This window comes from Polaromonas sp. P3_B4 (assembly GCF_056402835.1).
On the sequence record NZ_JBFUGQ010000001.1, the window covers coordinates 2,937,573 to 2,958,682 of the forward strand.

General features: G+C 62.7%; 17 protein-coding genes and 1 other RNA gene. 6 read left to right on the top strand and 12 right to left on the bottom strand.

Annotated features, from left to right (window positions below):
- Positions 1 to 2: 2 nt before the first annotated feature.
- The 8 genes from AC1DVV_RS13985 to AC1DVV_RS14020 form a co-directional block, all read right to left on the bottom strand.
- Complete coding sequence (locus AC1DVV_RS13985; RefSeq protein WP_477666622.1) at positions 3 to 1,736, bottom strand: peptidoglycan D,D-transpeptidase FtsI family protein; 1,734 nt, start codon at positions 1,734 to 1,736, stop codon at positions 3 to 5.
- Positions 1,733 to 2,041 (bottom strand): cell division protein FtsL, encoded by a 309-nt coding sequence (gene ftsL / locus AC1DVV_RS13990; protein WP_457281106.1) that lies wholly within the window; start codon positions 2,039 to 2,041, stop codon positions 1,733 to 1,735. Before ftsL ends, AC1DVV_RS13985 begins: the two co-directional genes overlap by 4 nt.
- A 160-nt stretch (positions 2,042 to 2,201) precedes the next feature.
- Positions 2,202 to 3,119, bottom strand: coding sequence for a 16S rRNA (cytosine(1402)-N(4))-methyltransferase RsmH (gene rsmH, locus AC1DVV_RS13995; RefSeq protein ID WP_457281107.1), 918 nt, complete (start codon positions 3,117 to 3,119; stop codon positions 2,202 to 2,204).
- A 9-nt stretch (positions 3,120 to 3,128) separates the two neighbouring features.
- The gene (gene mraZ / locus AC1DVV_RS14000; RefSeq protein ID WP_457281642.1) at positions 3,129 to 3,557 is read right to left on the bottom strand and encodes a division/cell wall cluster transcriptional repressor MraZ; all 429 of its coding nucleotides are present in this window, start codon (positions 3,555 to 3,557) and stop codon (positions 3,129 to 3,131) included.
- Positions 3,558 to 4,048: 491 nt separating this feature from the next.
- Complete coding sequence (locus AC1DVV_RS14005) at positions 4,049 to 5,893, bottom strand: STAS domain-containing protein (RefSeq protein WP_457281108.1); 1,845 nt, start codon at positions 5,891 to 5,893, stop codon at positions 4,049 to 4,051.
- A 39-nt stretch (positions 5,894 to 5,932) separates the two neighbouring features.
- Positions 5,933 to 6,982, bottom strand: coding sequence for an RNA polymerase-binding protein DksA (gene dksA / locus AC1DVV_RS14010; protein WP_457281109.1), 1,050 nt, complete (start codon positions 6,980 to 6,982; stop codon positions 5,933 to 5,935).
- A 341-nt stretch (positions 6,983 to 7,323) separates the two neighbouring features.
- Positions 7,324 to 8,400: a CobW family GTP-binding protein gene (locus AC1DVV_RS14015; protein ID WP_457281110.1), complete on the bottom strand. Its 1,077-nt coding sequence runs from the start codon at positions 8,398 to 8,400 to the stop codon at positions 7,324 to 7,326.
- A gap of 273 nt (positions 8,401 to 8,673) precedes the next feature.
- The gene (locus tag AC1DVV_RS14020; protein WP_457281111.1) at positions 8,674 to 9,864 is read right to left on the bottom strand and encodes a class I SAM-dependent rRNA methyltransferase; all 1,191 of its coding nucleotides are present in this window, start codon (positions 9,862 to 9,864) and stop codon (positions 8,674 to 8,676) included.
- 192 nt (positions 9,865 to 10,056) lie between these two features.
- Between AC1DVV_RS14020 and AC1DVV_RS14025 the strand changes: the two genes are divergently transcribed.
- Positions 10,057 to 11,832 carry a sensor domain-containing diguanylate cyclase gene (locus tag AC1DVV_RS14025; RefSeq protein WP_477702021.1) on the top strand — a complete coding sequence of 592 codons (1,776 nt, stop codon included), beginning with the start codon at positions 10,057 to 10,059 and terminating at the stop codon, positions 11,830 to 11,832.
- A 26-nt stretch (positions 11,833 to 11,858) separates the two neighbouring features.
- On the opposite strand, the gene AC1DVV_RS14030 is transcribed toward AC1DVV_RS14025, so the two are convergent.
- The 3 genes from AC1DVV_RS14030 to dapF form a co-directional block, all read right to left on the bottom strand.
- Positions 11,859 to 12,914 carry a tyrosine recombinase XerC gene (locus AC1DVV_RS14030; protein ID WP_477702022.1) on the bottom strand — a complete coding sequence of 352 codons (1,056 nt, stop codon included), beginning with the start codon at positions 12,912 to 12,914 and terminating at the stop codon, positions 11,859 to 11,861.
- Between the two features lie 24 nt (positions 12,915 to 12,938).
- Complete coding sequence (locus AC1DVV_RS14035) at positions 12,939 to 13,634, bottom strand: DUF484 family protein (protein WP_477687243.1); 696 nt, start codon at positions 13,632 to 13,634, stop codon at positions 12,939 to 12,941.
- Between the two features lie 81 nt (positions 13,635 to 13,715).
- Entirely contained in the window at positions 13,716 to 14,603 is an 888-nt protein-coding gene (gene dapF, locus AC1DVV_RS14040; RefSeq protein ID WP_477702023.1) for a diaminopimelate epimerase, read from the bottom strand.
- 183 nt (positions 14,604 to 14,786) lie between these two features.
- Between dapF and AC1DVV_RS14045 the strand changes: the two genes are divergently transcribed.
- Positions 14,787 to 16,433: an MBL fold metallo-hydrolase gene (locus AC1DVV_RS14045; RefSeq protein ID WP_457281116.1), complete on the top strand. Its 1,647-nt coding sequence runs from the start codon at positions 14,787 to 14,789 to the stop codon at positions 16,431 to 16,433.
- A 268-nt stretch (positions 16,434 to 16,701) separates the two neighbouring features.
- Complete coding sequence (locus AC1DVV_RS14050) at positions 16,702 to 17,595, top strand: basic amino acid ABC transporter substrate-binding protein (RefSeq protein ID WP_477702024.1); 894 nt, start codon at positions 16,702 to 16,704, stop codon at positions 17,593 to 17,595.
- 71 nt (positions 17,596 to 17,666) lie between these two features.
- Here AC1DVV_RS14050 and rnpB read toward each other — a convergent pair.
- An RNA gene (gene rnpB, locus AC1DVV_RS14055) (RNase P RNA component class A) lies at positions 17,667 to 18,007 on the bottom strand.
- Positions 18,008 to 18,070: 63 nt separating this feature from the next.
- On the opposite strand from rnpB, the gene AC1DVV_RS14060 reads away from it, so the two are divergent.
- The 3 genes from AC1DVV_RS14060 to AC1DVV_RS14070 are packed head-to-tail and all read left to right on the top strand — an operon-like array spanning position 18,071 to position 21,085.
- Positions 18,071 to 19,741, top strand: a complete 1,671-nt coding sequence (locus AC1DVV_RS14060; protein ID WP_457281118.1) for an NAD(P)/FAD-dependent oxidoreductase — start codon at positions 18,071 to 18,073, stop codon at positions 19,739 to 19,741.
- Entirely contained in the window at positions 19,741 to 20,361 is a 621-nt protein-coding gene (locus AC1DVV_RS14065) for a flavin reductase family protein (RefSeq protein WP_457281119.1), read from the top strand. Before AC1DVV_RS14060 ends, AC1DVV_RS14065 begins: the two co-directional genes overlap by 1 nt.
- Before the next feature lie 43 nt (positions 20,362 to 20,404).
- Positions 20,405 to 21,085 carry a ProQ/FINO family protein gene (locus AC1DVV_RS14070; RefSeq protein WP_457281120.1) on the top strand — a complete coding sequence of 227 codons (681 nt, stop codon included), beginning with the start codon at positions 20,405 to 20,407 and terminating at the stop codon, positions 21,083 to 21,085.
- Positions 21,086 to 21,110: the final 25 nt, after the last annotated feature.

Genomic DNA, 21,110 nt, shown 5'->3' on the forward strand with positions numbered 1-21,110 from the left:
GCTCAAAACGACTCCTCCACGGCCTGGGTGGTGATTTGGGGCTTGACGCTCATGTCAGGCTGCACGCCCATCATGCGAAGCGTTTGCTGCACCACCTCGCTGAAGACAGGTGCAGCGGCCACGCCACCAAAGTAATTGCCGTCACTGGGCTCATCGATCATCACGCCAACGATGATGCGCGGGGCCTCGATAGGCGCCATGCCTGTGAACCATGCGCGGTATTTGTTGGTGGCATAACCTTTGCCGACCTGCTTGTGCGCCGTTCCCGATTTTCCGCCTACCGAATAACCCACCGTTTGCGCCAACGGGCCAGTACCACCGGGTGCGGCGGCCATTTGCAGCATCCGGCGAACGGCATGCGCGTTCTCTGCAGAAAAGACCTGTACACCCACGGCGGGCTCGCTGCTTTTGAGCATGGTGGCGGGAATGATCTGACCGTCATGCGCGAAAGCAGTGTAGGAGTGCGCCATCTGGAACAGCGAGGCCGACAACCCATAACCATAGGCCATAGTCGCCTGCTCGACAGGGCGCCAGGTCTTCCAGGGTCGCACACGTCCGGTGACCGCGCCTGGGAACTGGATCTGCGGCTTTTGCCCATAACCCAGTGCCATGTAGGTCTCCCACATTTCCTGCGGACTCATCTTTTGTGCGATCTTCAGCGCGCCGACGTTGCTGGATTTCTGGATGACGCCTTCCACTGTCAGCGTGCCGTAGTTGTGGGTGTCACTGATGGTGAAGCCGCCGATGCTGTAACGGCCGGGTCCGGTTTCGATGACGGTTTGCGGCTTGATGCGACCGGCCTCCAGCGCCATGGCCACCGTGATCGGCTTCATCGTGGAACCCGGCTCGAAGGTATCGGTGAGGGCCCGATTGCGCAACTGCTCGCCGGTCAGATTTTTCCGCCTGTCGGGCACGTAGCTGGGATAGTTCGCCAATGCCAATACCTCGCCGGTGGTGGAGTCCAGCACCACGACGCTGCCGGCCCGGGCTTTGCGCGCAATGACCGCGTCGCGCAGCTTCTGGTAGGCGAAGAACTGCACCTTGCTGTCTATGCTCAGCTGAATGTCCTTGCCTTCGACAGGCGGCATCTGTTCGCCGACATCCTCGACGACACGACCCAGGCGGTCCTTGATCACGCGGCGCGAACCGGCCTTACCGGCCAGGTCCTTGTTGAAGGCCAGCTCAATGCCCTCCTGGCCGCGATCCTCAACGTTGGTGAAGCCCACCACGTGGGCCACGGTTTCGCCCTCGGGATATTGACGCTTGTACTCCTTGCGCTGGTAGATGCCCTTGATGCCCATGGCATGGATTTTTTTTGCCACCGGCTCGTCGACCTGACGCTTGAGCCAGACAAAGGTCTTGTCCTCTTCGCCCAGTTTTCTGTTGAGCTCGACCAGCGGCATTTCCAGCAGCACGGCCAGCTCGGCCAGTTGCGACTTGCTGGCTTCGACGTCTTCGGGAATGGCCCAGATGCTGGATGCCGGTACGCTGGATGCGAGGATCAGCCCATTGCGGTCCAGGATGCGGCCGCGGTTGGCGGGCAGCTCCAGTGTGCGGGCAAAGCGCACCTCACCCTGGCGCTGGAAAAATTCATTGCCAAAAATCTGGATATAGGCCGCACGACCCGCTAGCCCGGCAAAAGCCAACGCGATACCGGCCACGATGAATTTGCTGCGCCAGACGGGAGTCTTGCTGGCCAGCAGGGGGCTGGACGAATAAAGCACGCTGCGGCTCATGGCCTGGGCCCTTCCGGCGCCGAAGCCGCCGTTACCGGAGCGTCCTTGTAGCTCACATATTGCGTGATGGCAGGTGTCACCGTGCGCATCTGCAGCTTGTCCTTCGCAAGCTTCTCGACCTTCAGCGGCGTAGCCTGGGCGCGCTTTTCCACCTGCAAACGCTCGTTGTCCATTTCGATTTTGCGGGCTTCGGCCGTCGCTTTTTCCAGCTCGACATAGAGGCGTCGCGACTCGTACTGAGTGCGCACGAGGTAAAGCGCGCTGGCCAACACGGCGAGAAGCAACACGAGGTTCAGCCTGGCCATGATATGACCCCCACGCTTGTCGCTTCGCGTACTGCGCTGCCCCCCGAGGGGGCCGCCGCGCCTGCGGCCCGGCAAAGCCGGTTCCGCGGCCCCGGCTGGCATGAAATGCCTGTCGCCCTTTGTAGGTCCCCCACGTTTGTCGCTTCGCGTACTACGGGGTTCATGCCGCCACCCCCGTGCGTTCGGCGACGCGCATCACGGCGCTGCGCGAGCGCGGATTGCCTTCGACCTCTTCTGCGCTGGGCTTGGTGCGGCCAAGCGCCTTGAGCTGCATGGCCTTGGGTTCGGCGAAAGGCGCGCGACGGTCGAACACCTCGCGCGAATGTGCGGCGATGAACTGCTTGACGATGCGGTCTTCGAGCGAATGAAAACTGATCACCACCAGACGGCCTCCCGGTTGGAGAACTTTCAGCGACGCAGCTAGCGCCTGTTGCAGCTCTTCAAGCTCGGCGTTGATGAAAATCCGAAGAGCCTGAAATGTGCGCGTTGCAGGGTCCTTGCCCGGCTCGCGGGTTTTGACCGCGCCAGCCACGACTTCGGCCAGCTCAGCGGTGGTTCGAAGAGGGCCCCGTTCCTGTCGGCGACGATCAATCGCCTTTGCAATCTGTTGAGCAAACCGTTCTTCGCCATATTCACGAATCACCTCCGCCATGGTTTCTATGGATGCATCCACCAGCCACTCGGCCACGCTCTGGCCACGCGTGGTGTCCATGCGCATGTCCAAAGGCCCCTCTTGCCGAAAAGAAAAACCGCGCACCGGGTTGTCGATCTGCGGTGAGCTCACACCCAGATCCATCAGGACACCGGCCGCACTGGCGACGGGCAACAGACCCAAATGCATGAAACCCTCGTGACGGATGGAAAACCGCGGGTCGGTGATGGTGTGCGCCTCGGCAATGGCGTCGAGATCCTTGTCGAAGGCGGTAAGCCGCCCTTGGGGTGAGAGCTGCGACAGCAACAACCGCGAATGGCCGCCGCGCCCGAAGGTCGCGTCGACGTAGTGGCCGTCCGGGTTGACAAGAAGCGCCGCTATGGCTTCGTTCAACAAGACGGTGCGGTGTGTCCATGTGCCGTTCACCGTCTTCTTTCAGAACGAGAAGTCTCTGAAGACATCGGGCATCTCGCCCTTCATCTGCTCGGCCTCCTGGGCTGCGTAGGTGGCGGCGTCCCAAAGCTCAAAATAACCACCCATGCCCAGTAGCACCGTGTCTTTGCTGATGCCGGCAGCCGCCCGCAATTCGGGCGACACCAACACACGGCCGGTGGCGTCCATGTCGACGTCCATTGCGTTGCCGAGGAAGATGCGCTTCCACCACTGCGCCTGCATCGGCAACGAAGCGATGCGGTCGCGGAATTTCTCCCACTCGTTGCGGGGAAAAATCATGAGGCAACCGTGCGGGTGCTTGGTGATGGTGAGTTGGCCGGAAGCTGTGGCGCTCAGCACGTCACGATGCCTGGTAGGCACGGAGAGCCTACCCTTGGTATCGAGAACTAACGATGAAGCGCCTTGAAACACTGCTACAAACCCTTGAAAAACACTTTTCACCACTAAATTGCACTTTTCCCCACTTTAGCAGGAAACCATTTGCAAACAAGGGATTTGAAACAAATTTTTTCAATGAAATCAAGGACTTAGGAGTATCTTCGGATCCAGGGCCTATATTAAAAAGTGTTCTAAATTAAGCACTTAGACGGTGCACTGAAAGTATTGCTTTAAGCGCCAGCAACTGAGCACCCGCCAAAATGGAAAAAAGAGGAACTATTTCCATCCATTCAAACGCTCAGCAACCTGTTTTTACACAGTGCAAGCATGGCATAGCTATGAAAAATATAGCAGGTAACGGCCGCCACATAACAAGAATGGGCGTGACCGCAGGGATAGCGTGTTTTTTGAAGGGATACGGTGCAGAAAGCACAGGGCGCCGGAAGACCCTGTCGGACCAATCCGACTAGACGCCGAATGGCATGACAACACTACCCAATTCGGCCAGCAGAAAGGCCGCAAGGTCAGTCGATGCGGACTGTGACCCTTGCGTGCTCAGTGATGCCGATCACATTGAAGAACGCTGCAACGAGGCGATTGACTTCCGTGAATTGCACTGACCGGTTTTCCTCTTCGCGGGCTGACACCCAGTTCAGCAGCGTTCCCGCAGCCGAAAAATCCACGCGAATGAGCTTGGCACAGGAGATCAGCATCATGTCTGCACCCATCAGCTTGACTTCCAGTTTGTCCAGCACCGCTATCGCATCACCCTGGATCTGGCCTGACAGTTCGACCGACAGCACATTGCTCATCTGTGAACTCGGTGCATCCATCTGGGTGTCTCCATCAATGGCGCTCAGACTGGAGGACACGGAATCACGGTACACGTCGCCAATGATGGCCGACCCATCCGTGACGCCGCCCTGCGCATCGATCGGTTTGTATTCGCAACGTGCACTGTCCCAGGCTGGCGGGGAGACCTCGTAGGTAACGCAGAAGTCGAGTGCGGCCAATTCAAAGTCGTCGGGGCGATGCGTTACACGCAGCGCCTCCATGCGCAAAAGCCACCATTGCTGGGCGGTATCGCGGCTGCCTGAAGGGGTGGCGTTCTGCAGTACCTTCTGCAACTGCGCATCACCCATGAAACGCAGCTGAACAGGCTGGGTCGCCCACCCGCTGAAGACCTTGTACAAAGGCTCGACAGCATCAGGTTCGATGGATTTGAGGTTGTTCCAGTTCAGGCGCCACGGCATGGGCGCCTTGGCGGTGGCCGCCTTGAGGGCTGCCACGGTCTGTATACCCAGCACAGAGGGACAGACCCAATCAACAGCAGGACCATTCGGATTGGCGGCAGCCTTGCCCGCCGCCGGAACGCTGAGCATTTTCACCATGTCAGGCATGGAGAACCACTGCGGTGCCGAACGGTCAAACCGCTCGACAAACTGGATGGCTGCCGTTTCAAACTTATCCTGCTGGGCCGTGGCCCGGTACAGGTCAAACAAGGTCAGCCAGGTATCCGGGTGGCCCGCGCGTACGGCACCGGGGGCAAGAATTTCCAGCAGGCCGGCTTCGGCACCCGCATCGTCGCCATTGGCAAACCGGATAGCGGCCTCCTCCAGCTCTGCATCATGGGCAACCACTTCCTCCACATCCACCGCAGTGAGCTTGGAAGGAGAAAAGCTGGAACCGCCGCCGCTGTCGTAACTGCCGCCGATACCCGCCAGGCCGCCGATTGCAGGAGGTTTGGCAGGAGGTTGGGCGGGAGGCGTAGATCGGGCTGCGGCCAGCGCAACAGACAGGGAATCGGGCTGGGTCTGGGAGGGCTCGTGAGCGGCTTCCCGGGCCGCCTGCTGCTCGGCGGCCAACCTGGCTGCGTTCAGCTGCTGCAAACCTGCCGGCGCCGTGGCCCTGTATGCGGTGGGCAATGCATTGTCCAGCATGGGGGGCGCCTGCGTCGATGGGCTATGCAAGGGCGCGTGCACCGAGTTGTCCGGCATGCCGCCATTCTTGGTTTTCCACCACTGCATGGACATCTGCGCTTCGATCTCGTCGATCTTCTTGAGCGTGGTGGCCCTGTCGTCGGGCTTGGAGGGCATGCTGCTCTGGAAGAACGAAGGCCGGCCGCCTGGGTCCTGGCCCACACCTACCATGGCTTCACGCTTGCGCATCTTGCGCAGCATGTCGAATTCGCGCTTGCGCACGAAGTCGTTTTGCCGCTTGCGCTCAATCATTTCCTTGAGCAATTGCTTGCTCATGGCTTCGTCGCGGTCTGTTTGCGCGCCGTCCAGATCCGACCAGTTCGTGGCCGGATTCCGGACGAACTTCACCATCTTGGAGAGCAAGCCTGAAGCGGTATCTTCTTTGGACATGGCAGGACGATTAAATAAACTTCAACCGGTAATCTGGGATCAATCGCCAAACATCTTCTGTTTAAGTTCCCGGCGTTGCTGTGCTTCCAGGGACAAATTGGCCGTGGGACGGGCGATCAGCCGGCCTACGCCGATGGGTTCGCCGGTTTCATCGCAATAACCGTAGTCGCCGGAGTCGATGCGGGCAATCGACTGTTCGATCTTCTTGAGCAGCTTGCGTTCCCGGTCACGGGTGCGCAATTCAAGGGCATGTTCTTCTTCAATCGTAGCGCGGTCCGCCGGGTCGGGCACCACAACGGTGTCTTCCCGCAGATGCTCGGTGGTTTCACCGGCGCTGTTGTGGATGTCCTGCTTGAGCACCGACAGCTTGTGGCGAAAGAAAGCCAGCTGCTTTTCGTTCATGTACTCGGAGTCCGGCATCGCCTTGACTTCGTCGTCGGTCAGCTGCTCGGCGGATTTGGTCTTCCAGTTGTTGGCGAGCTTGGGGTCTTTTTTGGCCGCCGCCTGGGGTGGCGGCGCGATCACGCGTTCGGTCATTGTGGAGTAACTGGCTTTGGCTGCGTCAGGCGCATGGGTTGGCACCATGGGTGCGGGAGGGGGTGACTGGGTGGCTACGCGGGCGGAGCTGCGCCTGCCGGGTTTCAGTGGAGGCGGGGCCATCAGCCCGGCCCTGACCGGTGCCGGGGCGGGTACCACCACGGCGGCGGGGGCCGGCTTGGCGCTGCTTGCAGGTTTTACGGCCGGTTTTGCAACGGGCTTGGCAGCTGATTTTGCAACAGGCTTTGCCGCAGGTTTTGGGGGAGATTTGAGCACGGGCTTGACGGGTTTGGCGACGGCCTTTGCTTTGGGCAAGGGCTTGGCAGCGGTTTTCTTGACAGCTGCGGTGGCAGGCTTTTTCGTGGAAGCAGCCTTGACAGCCGGCTTGGCGGCTTTTTTGGCAACGGGTTTGGGTGCCGGCTTGGCTTTGGCAACAGGTTTGGCCGCTTTCTTCACAGCTTTGGCGGCGGGCTTTGGCGCCGGCTTGGCTTTCGATGCAGGCTTGGCGGCCGGTTTGGCAGGTGTCTTGGTCTTTTTTGCTTGGGCTTTCACAATGTGTCTCCTCTGGGAAGCAGCCCCGGAATGGCCCATGGCCCTCCGCGGCAGCTTCCTGGCCAAACCGCTGCAGCGCAGTTCAACCCTACCTGTTGCCAGATTTCCTGGTTTGTCTGCCGCCTGCCAGCCTCGAAAACCACACCTGGGTGGCTTTCAATCCGCTTTGTAGCCGATTTTGTGCCTGGCTTGCCTCCCGAATTGATTTTCCGGGTATTTTGGTCGGCGCGCGATTGTAGCGGCTGCGCAGCCTGCCGTAGCACCCTTGGAACAAATCGTTGGAGAATCGAGACAAACATGAAGCCCTCCGCCTTTTACAGGCCACAGGCGGACAGCCTACCTCAAACCAGGCATTGCTCCAGGCCCTGCAGAAAAATATCTTTGGGCAAATCGATGCCGATGAAGACCATCTTGCTGTTTTTCTTCTCGCCCTCGGCCCAGGCGGGCCCCAGGTCGCTGCCCATGAGCTGGTGCACCCCCTGGAAAATCACCTTGCGGTCGGTGCCTTCCATATTCAGCACGCCCTTGTAGCGCAACATGCGCGGGCCGTAAATGTTGACGACCGCACCCAGGAAGTCCTCCAGCTTGGCTGGGCTGAAAGCCTTGTCCGACCGGAACACAAAGCTCTTGACGTCATCGTCGTGGTGGTGATGGTGGCCATGGCCCTCATGCCCGTCCTTGGCGTCGTGCGCATGTGAAGGGTGATCACAGTGCTCCCCGTGCTCATGGTCATGATCGTGGTCATGCCCGGCATGGTCGTCTTCCTTGAGGAAGTCGGGGTCGATGTCCAGCTTGGCATTGAGGTTGAAGCCGCGCAGGTCAAACACGTCCTTGATGGCGACTTCCCCGAAATGCACCGCTTTCTGGGGCGCGCGCGGGTTCATGTGCTTCAGGCGGTGCATCAGCGCGTCAACTTCGTCCTTGGCCACCAGGTCCGTTTTGCTGATGAATATCTGGTCGGCAAACCCGACCTGGCGGCGCGCCTCCTGGCGGTCGTTGAGCTGGGTCGCGGCGTGTTTGGCGTCGACCAGGGTCAGGATCGAGTCAAGCAGGTACTGCTCGGCAATTTCTTCGTCCATGAAAAACGTCTGCGCCACCGGCCCCGGGTCGGCCAGCCCGGTGGTTTCAATGACCACGCGCTCAAAGTCGAGCAGGCCCTTGCGCTTTTTGGCGGCAAGCAACTGCAGTGTTTCGCGCAGGTCTTCGCGGATCGAGCAGCAGATGCAGCCGTTGTTCATCTGGATGATGTTTTCTTCGGTGTCATTGACCAGGATTTCGTTGTCGATGTTTTCTTCACCGAACTCGTTCTCGATAACAGCGATTTTCTGGCCGTGCGCCTCGGTCAGCACGCGCTTGAGCAGCGTGGTTTTGCCGGAGCCCAGGAAGCCGGTGAGGATGGTGACGGGGATCAAGCTCATGGTGTTACCTAAAAACAGGAATTGCAGGGGTAGCGCGAAGGGCGAAGCAGGTCGAGGTCGCAGCCACACAGGTGGGGGAGTTTAGCGGCCGGTTCAAGCCAGCCGCGCCGCCGGACTGAATACCACCTTGGCCAGCAGTTACTTTACAGGTCGTGTCAAGCGCAGGGGCCCCAAAAACAGCGCAGGCCGGTAATTTCCGTCCTGCATCCGCTATATTTTTAATAGCTGCTTGCGCCCGTCTTTATTAGCCTGCAGCCACTATTTATATAAAAATCAGCCGCCCACCCGTTTCACCAGTACGAGCCCCTTCAGGTACTCGCCTTCCGGGAAGGCGACCGTCATGGGATGGTCGGGTGCGCCACCCATGCGCTCGGAGATGAAAGCGTCCACCCCCGCATCGATGCCGGCCGAAGCCACGATCTTGTGGAACAGGTCGGCGCTGACCCCGCCCGAACACGAGTAGGTAAACAGCACGCCGCCGGGCGCCAGAATCGACAACGCCAACCGGTTGATGTCCTTGTAGGCACGGGCGGCACGCTCGGCATGCGTCACCGTGGGCGCGAATTTGGGCGGGTCCAGCACGATGGCGTCGAACATCCGGCCTTCCTTCTGGTACTGGCGCAGCGAGGCGTTGACATCGGCATCCAGCAGGGTGGTGCGGCTGGCGTCAAAGCCGTTCAGTGCCACATTGGCCCGGGCCCGTTCGATCGCCGGGCCGGACGAATCGATCGACGTGACGTGCCCGGCGCCGCCGGCCAGCGCAGCCACGGTGAAGCCGCCGGTATAGCAATAACAGTTGAGCACCTGGCCGAACCGCAGGCGGCGCGTGTAGGCGGCAAACTTCTGCCGGCTGTCGCGCTGGTCCAGGTAAAAGCCGGTTTTATGGCCTTCGGCCACGTCCAGGCTGAGCTTCCAGTCGTGTTCGGTAATGGTGATGCCGGTTTCGCCCGAGCCGGCCAGCCAGCCGGTCACTTCGGGCAGGCCTTCCAGGGCACGGGAGCTCGCATCGGAGCGTTCATAAAGGCGCGTCAGGCCGGTTTGGGCAAGCAGGGCTTCGACAATCACACTTTTCCATTTTTCTGCGCCGCAGCTGGAAAACTGCGCCACCAGCGTGTCCGCATAGCGATCCACCACCAGGCCTGGCAGGCCGTCGGATTCGCCGTGAATGAGCCGCCGCCCGTCGCTCTGGATGTCAAACAGCTCCCGTGCCTTCAGGGCCTGGGCGATGCGCGCTGAAAAGAAGGCAGCGTCGATGCGTTGGGCTTCGTCAAAGCTCCAGACCCGGGCCCGGATCCTGGAGGCCGGGCTGAACGCTGCCCAGCCCAAAAATTCGCCGGCGTGGCTTTCCACCCGCACAGTCTCGCCCGCATCACCGCCCCCTTTGGCGATGGCGCCGTCAAAAATCCAGGGATGGCGCCGCAGCAATGAGCGCTCCTTGCCGTCCCGCAGTCGAATTATTTTCATGCGCTATTGTCGCGGCTGATGGCATCGCCCCCTCCCGAGCACGGGGGTATTCACCCTGACAAATGACCCGACTGACAGCGATTTGACAGCTCGGTGTAATTTTCGTGAAAGTTTTGCGACAATCGCAGGTTAATGTTTTTGACCTCATTTTCGCGGCGATGGAAGAAACACGGGCCGCTGGCAAGCCCGGCCATGCGCACGCCCGCCCCCGTCCGCACCCTGTTGCTGGGGCTGGTTATCAGCCTGTTCATGGGCTCGCTGCTGGCGCTGACCAGCCTGGATGCACGGTCGCGCACCATACTGGACCTGGACACCCAGACAGAACCTGTCGCACTGCAGGACTGGGGCGATTACTGGATAGACACAACCGGCCAGTTCACTCCCGAGCAGGTTGCCGCCGCCCCCGACATCCCCTGGAAGCCGACACACGGCAATGCGATCTACCCGGTGACCAGCGGCCAGGCCATGTGGGTGCGCTTTAACGTGCCGCCGGCGCCAGACACAGAGCGCTGGTACCTTGAGGTTCCCTACCCGTCCATCGACCGGGCTTCGCTGTATACCCTGGACGGTGTCGGCCGGTGGAACGAGCAGCGCGCCGGCGACCTGGTGGCGGTAGACAAGTGGCCAGTGCCGCACCGCCATCCCCTGCTGCCCATCGCGCTGTCGGCCGAGGTACCCACCCATTACCTTTTGCGCCTGGAGAACGGCCACGCATTCAGCGCGCCACTGCAGTTCATCAGCGAGGGGCGCCTGAGCCACTCAGAACAGCGTGTTTCCCTGATCCTGGGCATCTTTTTCGGGCTGACGGGGCTGGCGGCGCTGATCTCGGCGCTGGGCGCCATTTCACTGCGCGACACCGCGTACGGTTACTACGCCCTCTGCGTGACCCTGATGGGCCTGACGCAGGCGACCGTCACCGGCATCGCGGGGCTGCACCTGTGGCCGGCGTGGCCGGGGTGGAACGACATTTCGACATCCGTGCTGCCCATGCTGGCGGTGTCGGCCACCCTGTTGTTCATTTCCGCGGTGGTGGCCCTGCCCGAACGCTCATTGCGCCTGCATTGGCTGATGGCGGGCCAGGCCGCGCTGGGCGTGCTGGCGGCCGTGGTGCTGGCGCTGGTTCCATCTGCATCGCGCATGGGCCTGTTCATCCCCATCGTGCTGCTGCTGGAATTCAGCAGCGTGCTGGTCATGGGCTGGGCCTGGCGCCGCGGCGACCGGTTTGCGCCCTGGCTGATGCTGGCGTATGTGCCGGTGCTGGCCGCCGCTGGATGGACCATGGCCCGCAATGCCGAGCTGGTGCCCATCGGTTTCCTGACGCAGCACGGCATGCAGCTGGGTGTGGCGCTGCATTTGCCCATCGCCATGCTGGTATTGATGCTGCGCAGCCAGCACCGGCGCGAAAACATCCGCCGCATCCAGGGCCTGGACCGGGTGGACCCGGCCACGGGTCTCATCAACGGCCACGTGTTTGCCGAGCGCCTGATCCGCATGATTGCGCGTTCCGAACGGCTACGCCACCAAAGCGCGGTGATGATCATCGACCTGGTCAATTCCGAGCAGATCCAGCGCGATTTCGGGCGCAAGGCCGCCGAAGAATTGCCGCTGCATGTGGCCGAACGCCTTTTGTCCACCGCACGCGAGATCGACAGCGCTGCGCGGCTGTCGGAGCGGCGCTTCGGCATGCTGGTCGAAGGCCCCTTCAATGCCGAGGACGCCGGCACGCTCGGGCCGCGCATCGTGGCGCGCTGCCTCATGCCCTACAAAGGCCTGCACGTGGACTGCGTCGCACAGGTTCATGTCGCGTACGCCCTGGTGCCTTACCAGGGCTCCAACGCCCAGGGCCTGCTGGCCCAACTTGAAGAGCGCCTGGCCGCCGCCCCGGCTGACAGCAAGCGGGCGGTGTTCATGCTCGGGGAAATGCCACCGGCACGGCCGGCAAGGCGCGACCGCCCCAGTCCAGCCTGAGCCTGGCACCAGTGCTGGTGCCAGGCTCAGGCTTTGTCTTTAGCGTCTTTGTCGGGCTTCGCCAGGCTTCCTGGTGATGCCGGCGCGCCCGCGCCGGCCTTTCCGGCTTTCGACAGGGCCCGCGGGTGCGCCGCGTCATACACCTTGGCCAGGTGCTGGAAATCCAGCCGGGTATAGACCTGCGTGGTCGTGATGTTGGCATGGCCCAGCAGCTCCTGAACCGCACGCAAATCACCGCTCGACTGCAGCACATGGCTGGCAAAGGAGTGGCGCAGCATGTGCGGGTGCACCGGCGTGGCCAGCCCCGCCTTCAGCGAGCGCTGCTTCAGCCGCACCCGGATGTGCTGCGGCGTCAGGCGGGTGCCGCGCTGGTTGATAAAAAGCGCAGGGTCTTCACGCGCCCAGTTGGCCCGCGCGGCAAGCCACTGCTGCAATGATTGCAGCGCAGCCCGGCCGACCGGCACGCTGCGCCTTTTGGAACCCTTGCCCAGCACATAAGCTTCGGCCGCATCCGTGTCGATCCAGCCGCGCGCCTGCGCACTGGCCTTCACATCCAGGCCCACCAGTTCGCCGATACGCAGCCCGCAGCCGTACAGCAGTTCGGTGATGCATTGGTCGCGCAGCTCCAGCTGCGGGTCGCCATCGGCGGCATCGGCCTGGTAGCCCGCCAGCTGCACGGCTTCGTCCACACTGAGGGCTTTGGGCAAGGGCTTGGGGGCTTTGGGCGCCCGCACGTCCTGCACGGGGTTGCCGCTGATCAGGCCTTCGCGGCCCAGCCAGGTGTAAAAGCCGCGCCAGCCTGAGAGGATCAGTGCAATGCCGCGGCCGCTGCGCCCCGCGCCATGCATTTGCGCCACCCAGCGCCGCATGTGAACGTTTTGTACCGCCACCAGCGCCACCCTGGCCTGGTGCGCATTGGCTTCAAGCTTTTGCAGGTCGAGCGCGTAGAGCTCCACGGTGCGCTGGGCCAGGCGCTTTTCCACACGCACATGCTCCAGGTAACGCTCGACCAGCGGATCGGAAGGCGGCAACGCCAGCTGCCCGCCGCCGGATTCAGAGGCTGAAGGCGGCGTTTGCATCATGGCCGTGGTGCATGGCCCCGGTGCCTATTCGGCAGCAACCGGCTGGGGCCGCAGCCGGGTCAGCGCCGCGCCGGCCAGCTCACCCAGGCGCTCCAGGAAATCCGTGCCCATGCCGCTGTGAAAGCGTTCCGGGTCGGGCGAGGCCAGCACGAGCAGGCCAGAGACTTCCGCCCCCGCCGCAGCGCGCAGCGGTATCAACGCGATCGACAATGCCACCGCGGGCTCGGGCAGCCAGTTGACCGCTTCGAAGCCCGAATTGACGCCGCAGTAGGGTGCGCTCAATGACGATGCAAAGGTTTTGGCGTCCTCGCTCACATCGGTCGCAAAGCTTTCATCCGAAAAAATCCCGTTCACGTCCCAGACCTTGATGGCGGCCTGCGGGATCAGGAATTCGCCGGTGATGCCCTCGACGATGGCGCCCGGCAAGTCGCGCGCCTGCGTCGCCTGCAGCAGCTTGCGTGTCCAGCGCTGCATCTTGTCGGCAATGGCCACGTTGTCCTGCCCGTGACGGATCATGTCGACCATCCGCGTTTCCAGGCCCTTGATCTTTTCGCGCAGCATCAAGGCCTGGCGCTCCTGCAGGCTGACGGCACGGTTGCCGTGTCCGCTGGACAGTTGCACCGAAGCCAGCAGTTCGGCGTGGCGCTCGAAGAAGTCGGGCGTGTTGGCCAGGAAGTTGGCGATGTCGTCTTCGGTGATGGGGTGTTCAGTTGGATTCATCCGGGCATTGTCCTCAGTTTTGCAGCAGGCGCAAAGGCATCCTTTGCCCGCGTTACATCCGCTTTCGTCGAAAGGCAGTTTTCAGATCCCATCGGGGATATTGATCTCGGACTCAAACACCGTAGTAGCCGGCCCGGTCATCATGACAGGCGCGTCGAGTCCGCCGGGCCACTCAATGGTGAGCTGGCCGCCCCGCGTCATCACGTCCACCCGCGCATCCAGCAGGCCCCAGCGTATGCCCGCCACCACCGCCGCGCAGGCGCCTGTGCCGCAGGCCAGCGTCTCGCCCGCGCCGCGTTCGTAGACCCGCAGGCGAATCTGGCTGCGCGAAACCACCTGCATGAAGCCGGCGTTCACACGGCGCGGAAAACGCACGTGGTTTTCAATCAGCGGGCCGGTTTGCAGCACCGGCGCAGCGTCGACGTCATCCACCAGTTGCACCGCGTGCGGGTTGCCCATCGACAAGGCCGCTATCAAAAGAGGAGCTGCTTGCGCTGACCCATCAAGGGCTAGCGGCCATTTTTGCCATGAGCCTTGGGTCACAGGCGTAAGGCCCGAAGCATCAAAAGGAATCCGTACCGGGTCAAACACCGGGGCGCCCATGTCGACCGTGACACGCCCGTCAGCCTGCATGCGCGGCTCGATGATCCCGCCGAGGGTCTTGACCCTCACAACGTCCTTTGTCGTCAGCCCCTGCTCGCGTACAAAGCGCACAAAGCAGCGCGCGCCGTTGCCGCACTGCTCAACCTCGCCGCCGTCGGCGTTGTGGATCACGTACTCGAAGTCGATGCCCTCCCCCGCATCCGCAGGCGGCGGCCGCACCGAGAGAATCTGGTCGGCGCCCACGCCGAAGTGGCGATCGGCCAGGAAGCGGTATTGCGCGGTGGAGAGGCCCAGCGGGGCGCGGGTTTCGTCGAGCATGACAAAGTCATTGCCCGCGCCCTGCATTTTGGTGAATCGGATTCGCATGGGGGAATTATCTGCGGTGCGAAGGCGGCACTTAAAGAGGTGAATCGGCCATTTCGCACCCACCGGCCGTGGTTTTGAAGGAATTCAGGGCGATACGCATGGTTTGCCACGGTTTTGCAGGGCAGAAAAATACGCCCAAACCCGCCGGCAACGCCCGCGCAGCCCCGAAGCCATAATTTGCGGATGCCACGTCCTTCCCAACTGCTCCATCCTTCGCGCGAACCCGCGCCTGTACGTCCGGCGGCCACCGTGCTGTTGCTGCGCGACACCCCGCACGGCGTCGAAGTCCTGATGACGCGGCGATCCATGACCGCCAGCTTCGCCCCGGGGGCTTATGTCTTTCCCGGCGGCGGCATCGACGCGGCGGATGCCGCGGCGCACGCACAGTCCACCCGGCGGGCCACGCAAAGCGACCTGCACCTGACACAGGCCATCGCGGCTATCCGCGAAAGTTTTGAGGAACTCGGCGTGCTGCTGGCGCGCCACGTCGACGGCAGTTATGCCACGACTGCCGACATCGCAGCACTGGACCGCAAGGCGTCCTTCGCCGTGCAATGCCGGGAGCGCGGCTTGACGCTGGCCGGTGACCAGGTATTTGTGCTGGCGCACTGGATCACCGACCGCGACCTGCCGCGCCGCTTTGACGTGCCTTTTCTTGTTGCCCGCATGCCCGAAGGGCAAAACCCGGTGGCCGACGAGGCCGAGCAGTTTGAGCCGGTCTGGGTGCGGCCGGCCGAGGCGCTGGCGCGGCACGCGGCAGGGGGTTTCTTCATCATCTTCCCCACGATACGCACACTGGAAAGACTGCAGCACTACCCCGACGTGGCCTCGGTGCTGGCGGCCTGCGCGTCCGAAGTCCCGCTCTGGACCTCCTGCCCGCGCGCCGGGCTGCTGGCCGGCAAGGAAGCGCGCTATATGGAACACGAAGCGCCCTACGGCGAGCTGGCGCTGACCTGCCCGGACGGGCAGATCGTGCACGCGCTCGACTGGCAGACATCACAGCCCGTGGCGCTGCTCAACAACGTGATGCGCCTGACGGCGCCCAACCCCGGCGTGATGACCGGGCCGGGCACCAACAGCTACCTGGTCGGCGACCCGGGCAGCGGCTACATCGCCATCGACCCCGGCCCGGCCGATCACGACCACCTGCAGCGCCTCTGGCGGGCGGCCGGCGGCGACATCCGCATGATTGTGTGCACCCACTCGCATCCCGACCATTCACCCGGAGCCAAACCGCTGCAGGCCATGTGCAGCGTTGCGCCGCCGATTCTGGGCCTGCCTTCGGCACCCACGGCGCGCGCCGCCAGCGCCTTCTCGCCGGATCGATCGCTATCAAATCAGGAGCTGCTTGCGCTCACCAGCAAAGGGCCGGAAGGCGAAATTACCCATACCCTGAAGGTGCTGCACACACCCGGCCATGCCGCCAACCATGTGTGCCTGGTGCTGGTGGAAGACGGCCTGCTGTTCAGCGGCGACCACATCCTCAACGGCAGCACCACGGTCATTGACCCGCCCGATGGCGACATGAGTGCCTACCTGGATTCCCTGGACGCGCTGAGCGCGGCCTGCGACGAACACCAGATCGGCTTCATCGCCCCGGCGCATGGCTACGTGCTGGCGGACGCAAAGAATGCGATCGCCCGGCTCAAGGCGCATCGCCTGCAGCGCGAAGCCAAGATCATGCGCGTGATGCAGGCCCACCCGGAAGGCACGATCGACGACTGGGTCGCGGGCGCCTACGACGACGTGGACCCGCGTATCTGGCCGGTGGCCAAACGCTCGCTGCTGGCGCACGTGGACCGCGTGCGTGAGCTGGGCCTTGTCCATTAACGATTTCTGCACACGCGCCAGGCATCGCTATTGATTTGCAAGCCGCCACCGAGTACCCACACTACTGTGGCGTGAAAGTTGCTAAACCTTGGACCGTACGTAAGGGTATATACCGGCGTTAAGGCCTTGAACAGTCACCAAGGCTACTGAAAGGGGCTGTTTGACCCAGGGGCTGCGGTTTATACTTTTTGTTCGTATGCCGGAAGCCGTGCCTGACCGCATGGCTTGACGGGCATCACCATCATTTCAACCTTTTTTGAGGGACTTCATGTCTTCCTACTCCATCTCAACGCGACGTTTCCTGCAAACCGCCGGCACCCTGGTCGCCGGTATCGTTCTGGCCGCTTGCAGCAAGACCGAGCCGCCGGCACCCGCAGCCAGCACACCCGCTCCCGCCGCCTCGGCACCCGCACCTGCGGCCAAGGTGTACGTCGTCGGCACGGATGCCGCGTATGTACCTTTTGAGTCCCAGAACGACAAAGGCGAGATCGTCGGTTTCGACATCGAAGTCGTCAAGGCCGTGGCACAGAAGGCCGGCATCGAAGTCAAGTTCCTGAATACGCCATGGGAAGGCATCTTTAACTCCCTGAACCAGGGCGACCGCGACCTGCTGGTCTCGGCCATCACGATCACGGCCGAGCGCAAGCAGACCATGGATTTTTCGTCGCCTTACTTTGACGCGCAGCAACTGATCGCCGTGAAGAAGGATTCGAAGATCGCCAAGTTCAACGACCTCAAGAAACTCAAGGTCGGCGTGCAGAACGGCACCACGGGTGACGAAGTCATCACCAAGCTGCAGGGCAAGGACAGCGCCAACATCAAGCGCTTTGAAGCGACGCCACTGGCACTGAAAGAGCTGGAAGCCGGCGGCGTGGACGCCGTGGTCGCCGACAACGGCGTGGTGGAGCACTACGTCAACAACAACACCGGCTCGAAGTTCAAGACCATCGCCGACGCCAGCTTTGCACCCGAGCAATACGGCCTGGCCGTGAAAAAGGGCAACGCCGAGCTGCTCGCAAAACTGAACAAGGGCCTGGCCGACATCAAGGCCGACGGCACCTACGACAAGATTTTCGCCCAGTACTTCGGTAAAGCGCCAGCCGCCACCGCAGCTGCAGGCGCCGCACCGGCACCGGCTGCCGCCGCCTCTCCCGCCAAATAAGACGCTGCAGGCAGGGCCGGCAAGGCCCAAAAACAAAGCCCCGTTCATTGCTGAACGGGGCTTTTTTATTAGTGTGAAGCCCGCCGATAAGCCGGATTCTGTGCACCGGACCCCCTTGGAGAAAGTCCGGCGTGACCGCCATTAATCTGGGCCGGGGGTCGCCCCCACGGCTCAATGCTACCTACCCGCCAACTCTGCGGAACCACATCAACGTTGGCCTACTTGGTATTGCTGCGCGTAGAGATTGCCCGTTTCACCCGGCCCGGGGTTGCCCCAAGGCCGACTCGTCTCTGTTGCTCTGATCCTCACCTCACGGTGGAGAGGTATTACCTCCTACGCTGTCCTGTGCAGTCCGGACGTTCCTCCAGTGCCTGGTTTCCCAGATTGCACCAGCGGCGGTCTGGCGTGCTTCACGGGGCCCATTATCCGCCAGTCCTTTAAAATGCAGGTTGCTTGATCAACACGAGCCCCTCTCATGATTCGCCTGACCGAACTCAAACTTCCGCTGGACCACGCGGAGGATGCCCTGCCCTCCCTGGTGGCCCAGACACTGGGCGTCGCCGCAGCCGCCCTGCAGAACGTCCACATCCACAAACGCAGCTTTGATGCCCGCAAGGCAGACCTGCTCAAGGTCTACATCGTCGACGTCACGCTCGCCGATGCGGCCCAGGAAGGCGCACTGCTGGCGAAATTTTCCGGCAACCCGCACATCTTTCCCACACCGGACATGGCCTACCGCACGGTGGGCCAGGCGCCCGCCGGCTTGCCGTTGCGACCGGTCGTCGTCGGCTTCGGCCCCTGCGGTATGTTCGCAGCCCTGCTGCTGGCGCAGATGGGCTTCAAGCCCATCGTGCTGGAACGCGGCAAGACGGTGCGCCAGCGCACCCGGGACACCTGGGGCCTGTGGCGCAAGAACGTGCTCAACCCGGAATCGAACGTGCAGTTCGGCGAAGGCGGCGCCGGCACCTTTTCCGACGGCAAGCTCTACAGCCAGATCAAGGACCCGCGTCACCTGGGCCGCAAGGTGATGAACGAGTTCGTGAAGGCCGGCGCGCCCGCCGACATCCTGTTCGAGGCGCACCCGCACATCGGCACCTTCAAGCTGGTGAAGGTGGTCGAAAACATGCGCGCGCAGATCGTCGCCCTGGGCGGCGAGATCCGCTTCGAGCAGCGCGTGACCGACGTGCTGATCGAGGACGGCCCGCAAGGCAAACAGCTGCGCGGCCTCACGGTACTGGACCAGGCCACGGGCCAAAGCCACGAGATGCGTGCCGACCAGGTGGTGATGGCGCTGGGCCACAGCTCGCGCGACACCTTCGCCATGCTGTATGCGCGCGGTGTGTACATCGAGGCAAAACCCTTTTCCATCGGCTTTCGGGTCGAGCATCCGCAGGGCATCATCGACCGCGCGCGCTGGGGCCGCCATGCCGGCCATCCGTCGCTGGGCGCGGCCGAATACAAGCTGGTGCACCACGCCAGCAACGGCCGCTCGGTCTACAGTTTTTGCATGTGCCCGGGCGGCACGGTGGTGGCCGCCACCTCCGAGCCCGGCCGCGTGGTGACCAACGGCATGAGCCAGTATTCGCGCAATGAGCGCAATGCCAATGCCGGCATCGTGGTGGGCATAGACCCGCGCGACTACCCCGGCTTCGAGGCGGGCGACGCGCTGGCCGGCATCGCGCTGCAGCGCCAGCTCGAATCGCACGCGTTTGTATTGGGCGGCAGCAATTACCAGGCGCCGGCGCAGCTGGTGGGTGACTTCGTGGCGGGCCGCCCCTCGACCGCGCTGGGCAGCATCACTCCGTCCTACAAGCCGGGCGTGACCATCGGCGACCTGTCGTCTGCCCTGCCTGCGTACGCGATCGAGGCCATGCGCGAGGCCTTTCCCGTGTTCGGCAAAAAGATCAAGGGCTTTGACACCCATGACGCGGTGCTGACCGGGGTGGAAACGCGCACTTCCTCGCCGATCCGCATCAGCCGCGGAGAAGACCTGCAAAGCGTCAACGTGCGCGGCCTCTACCCGGCCGGCGAAGGCGCCAGCTACGCCGGCGGCATCTTGTCGGCCGGCGTGGATGGCATCAAGGTTGCGGAAGCCCTGGCGCGCAGCGTGCTGCAGGACGCCGAACAACAGCGGATGGCCGCGTGATGGGCCAGGACTTTCACTACTACGAGCCCTCGAAAGGCCACGGCCTGCCGCACGATCCCTTCAACGCCATGGTGGGGCCACGCCCCATTGGCTGGATTTCGTCGCAGGACGCCAGGGGGCAGCTCAACCTGGCACCCTACAGCTTTTTCAACGCCTTCAACTACACGCCTCCCATCATCGGCTTCGCCAGCATTGGCGCCAAGGACAGCCTGCACAACATCCGCGAAACCGGCGAGTTCGGCTGGAACCTGGCGACGCGGCCGCTGGCCGAGGCCATGAACCGTTCCTGCGCGATGGTGCCGCCCGAGGTCAACGAGTTCGAACTCGCGGGCCTCACGCCCGTGGCCTCGCAACGCATTGCCGTGCCGCGCGTGCAGGAAAGCCCGGTATCGTTTGAATGCCGGCTGACGCAAATCCTGCAGCTGCAGGGCGCCGACGGCGTGCCGGTGCCCACCTGGCTGGTCCTGGGCGAGGTCGTCGGCGTGTACATTGCAAGGCATCTGCTCAAAGACGGCATTTACGACACGGCGGCTGCCGAGCCCATTCTTCGCGGCGGCGGCCCGGCTGATTATTTCGCCGTCACCCCCGACAACCTCTTTCGCATGTTCAGGCCCCGCTGAGCTTTCTGAACACCCCGCCACACCATCTTTTTCACCCACACATATGACCGAAACCACCACACCTTCCCCGCGTGCCAAACGCCCCCGCCCCCCGCAGCGCCCCCGGCCGGCCAATCCGCAGCAGCAGCGCACTCGCGAAGTCCACCCCGTGCTGGAAAAGCTGTTTGAGCTCTATCCGAAAATGTTCGGCGCACAGTTCCTGCCGCTCAAGCTGGGCGCTTTCCAGGACCTGCTGGCGGAAAACCCCGAAGCATTCAAGCGCGACGAACTGAAAGTGGCGCTGGGCCTGCATGCCCGTTCCACGCGTTACCTCGAATGCGTGGCGGCTGGCCACCCGCGCCACAACCTGCAGGGCGAGCCCGTCGAGCCGGTAGCGCCCGAGCATGTGCATCACGCGATCATGGAAGTGTTCCGCCGGCGCCAGGCACGTTCAAAGGAAGACCTGCGCCCCAAAGTGCGTATGCGCCTCATCGAGGCCATTGAAGCGTCCGGCTTGAGCCGCGAAGAGTACGCAGAACGCACCCGCACGCAGGATGAGGTGTCGAACACCTTGCTGGACGAGGCTTTTGCGGAGATGGCAGTGCAAACTGCCAAACGCGAAGCACTGATGCGTGCCTTTGAGGCCAGCGGGAAAACGGCTACGGAATTTGCCGAGATGTATGGACTGGACCCCGCGCAAGTGACACACGCCATAGAGCTGGTACAGAGAAGCCGCCAGGCCTGAGGCTTCCACTGTAGCCTCAGTCAAT

Excerpts from the sequence above, each read along its gene's own strand:
- AC1DVV_RS14035 (WP_477687243.1), bottom strand. The coding sequence starts at position 13,634 with ATGAATCCAACTGAACACCCCATCACCGAAGACGACATCGCCAACTTC.
- AC1DVV_RS13985 (WP_477666622.1), bottom strand. The coding sequence starts at position 1,736 with ATGAGCCGCAGCGTGCTTTATTCGTCCAGCCCCCTGCTGGCCAGCAAG.
- AC1DVV_RS14005 (WP_457281108.1), bottom strand. The coding sequence starts at position 5,893 with ATGTCCAAAGAAGATACCGCTTCAGGCTTGCTCTCCAAGATGGTGAAG.
- dapF (WP_477702023.1), bottom strand. The coding sequence starts at position 14,603 with ATGCGAATCCGATTCACCAAAATGCAGGGCGCGGGCAATGACTTTGTC.
- AC1DVV_RS14065 (WP_457281119.1), top strand. The coding sequence starts at position 19,741 with ATGGGCCAGGACTTTCACTACTACGAGCCCTCGAAAGGCCACGGCCTG.
- AC1DVV_RS14025 (WP_477702021.1), top strand. The coding sequence starts at position 10,057 with ATGCGCACGCCCGCCCCCGTCCGCACCCTGTTGCTGGGGCTGGTTATC.
- AC1DVV_RS14030 (WP_477702022.1), bottom strand. The coding sequence starts at position 12,914 with ATGATGCAAACGCCGCCTTCAGCCTCTGAATCCGGCGGCGGGCAGCTG.
- AC1DVV_RS14070 (WP_457281120.1), top strand. The coding sequence starts at position 20,405 with ATGACCGAAACCACCACACCTTCCCCGCGTGCCAAACGCCCCCGCCCC.
- ftsL (WP_457281106.1), bottom strand. The coding sequence starts at position 2,041 with ATGGCCAGGCTGAACCTCGTGTTGCTTCTCGCCGTGTTGGCCAGCGCG.
- AC1DVV_RS14045 (WP_457281116.1), top strand. The coding sequence starts at position 14,787 with ATGCCACGTCCTTCCCAACTGCTCCATCCTTCGCGCGAACCCGCGCCT.
- AC1DVV_RS14060 (WP_457281118.1), top strand. The coding sequence starts at position 18,071 with ATGATTCGCCTGACCGAACTCAAACTTCCGCTGGACCACGCGGAGGAT.
- AC1DVV_RS14015 (WP_457281110.1), bottom strand. The coding sequence starts at position 8,400 with ATGAGCTTGATCCCCGTCACCATCCTCACCGGCTTCCTGGGCTCCGGC.
- AC1DVV_RS14050 (WP_477702024.1), top strand. The coding sequence starts at position 16,702 with ATGTCTTCCTACTCCATCTCAACGCGACGTTTCCTGCAAACCGCCGGC.
- AC1DVV_RS14020 (WP_457281111.1), bottom strand. The coding sequence starts at position 9,864 with ATGAAAATAATTCGACTGCGGGACGGCAAGGAGCGCTCATTGCTGCGG.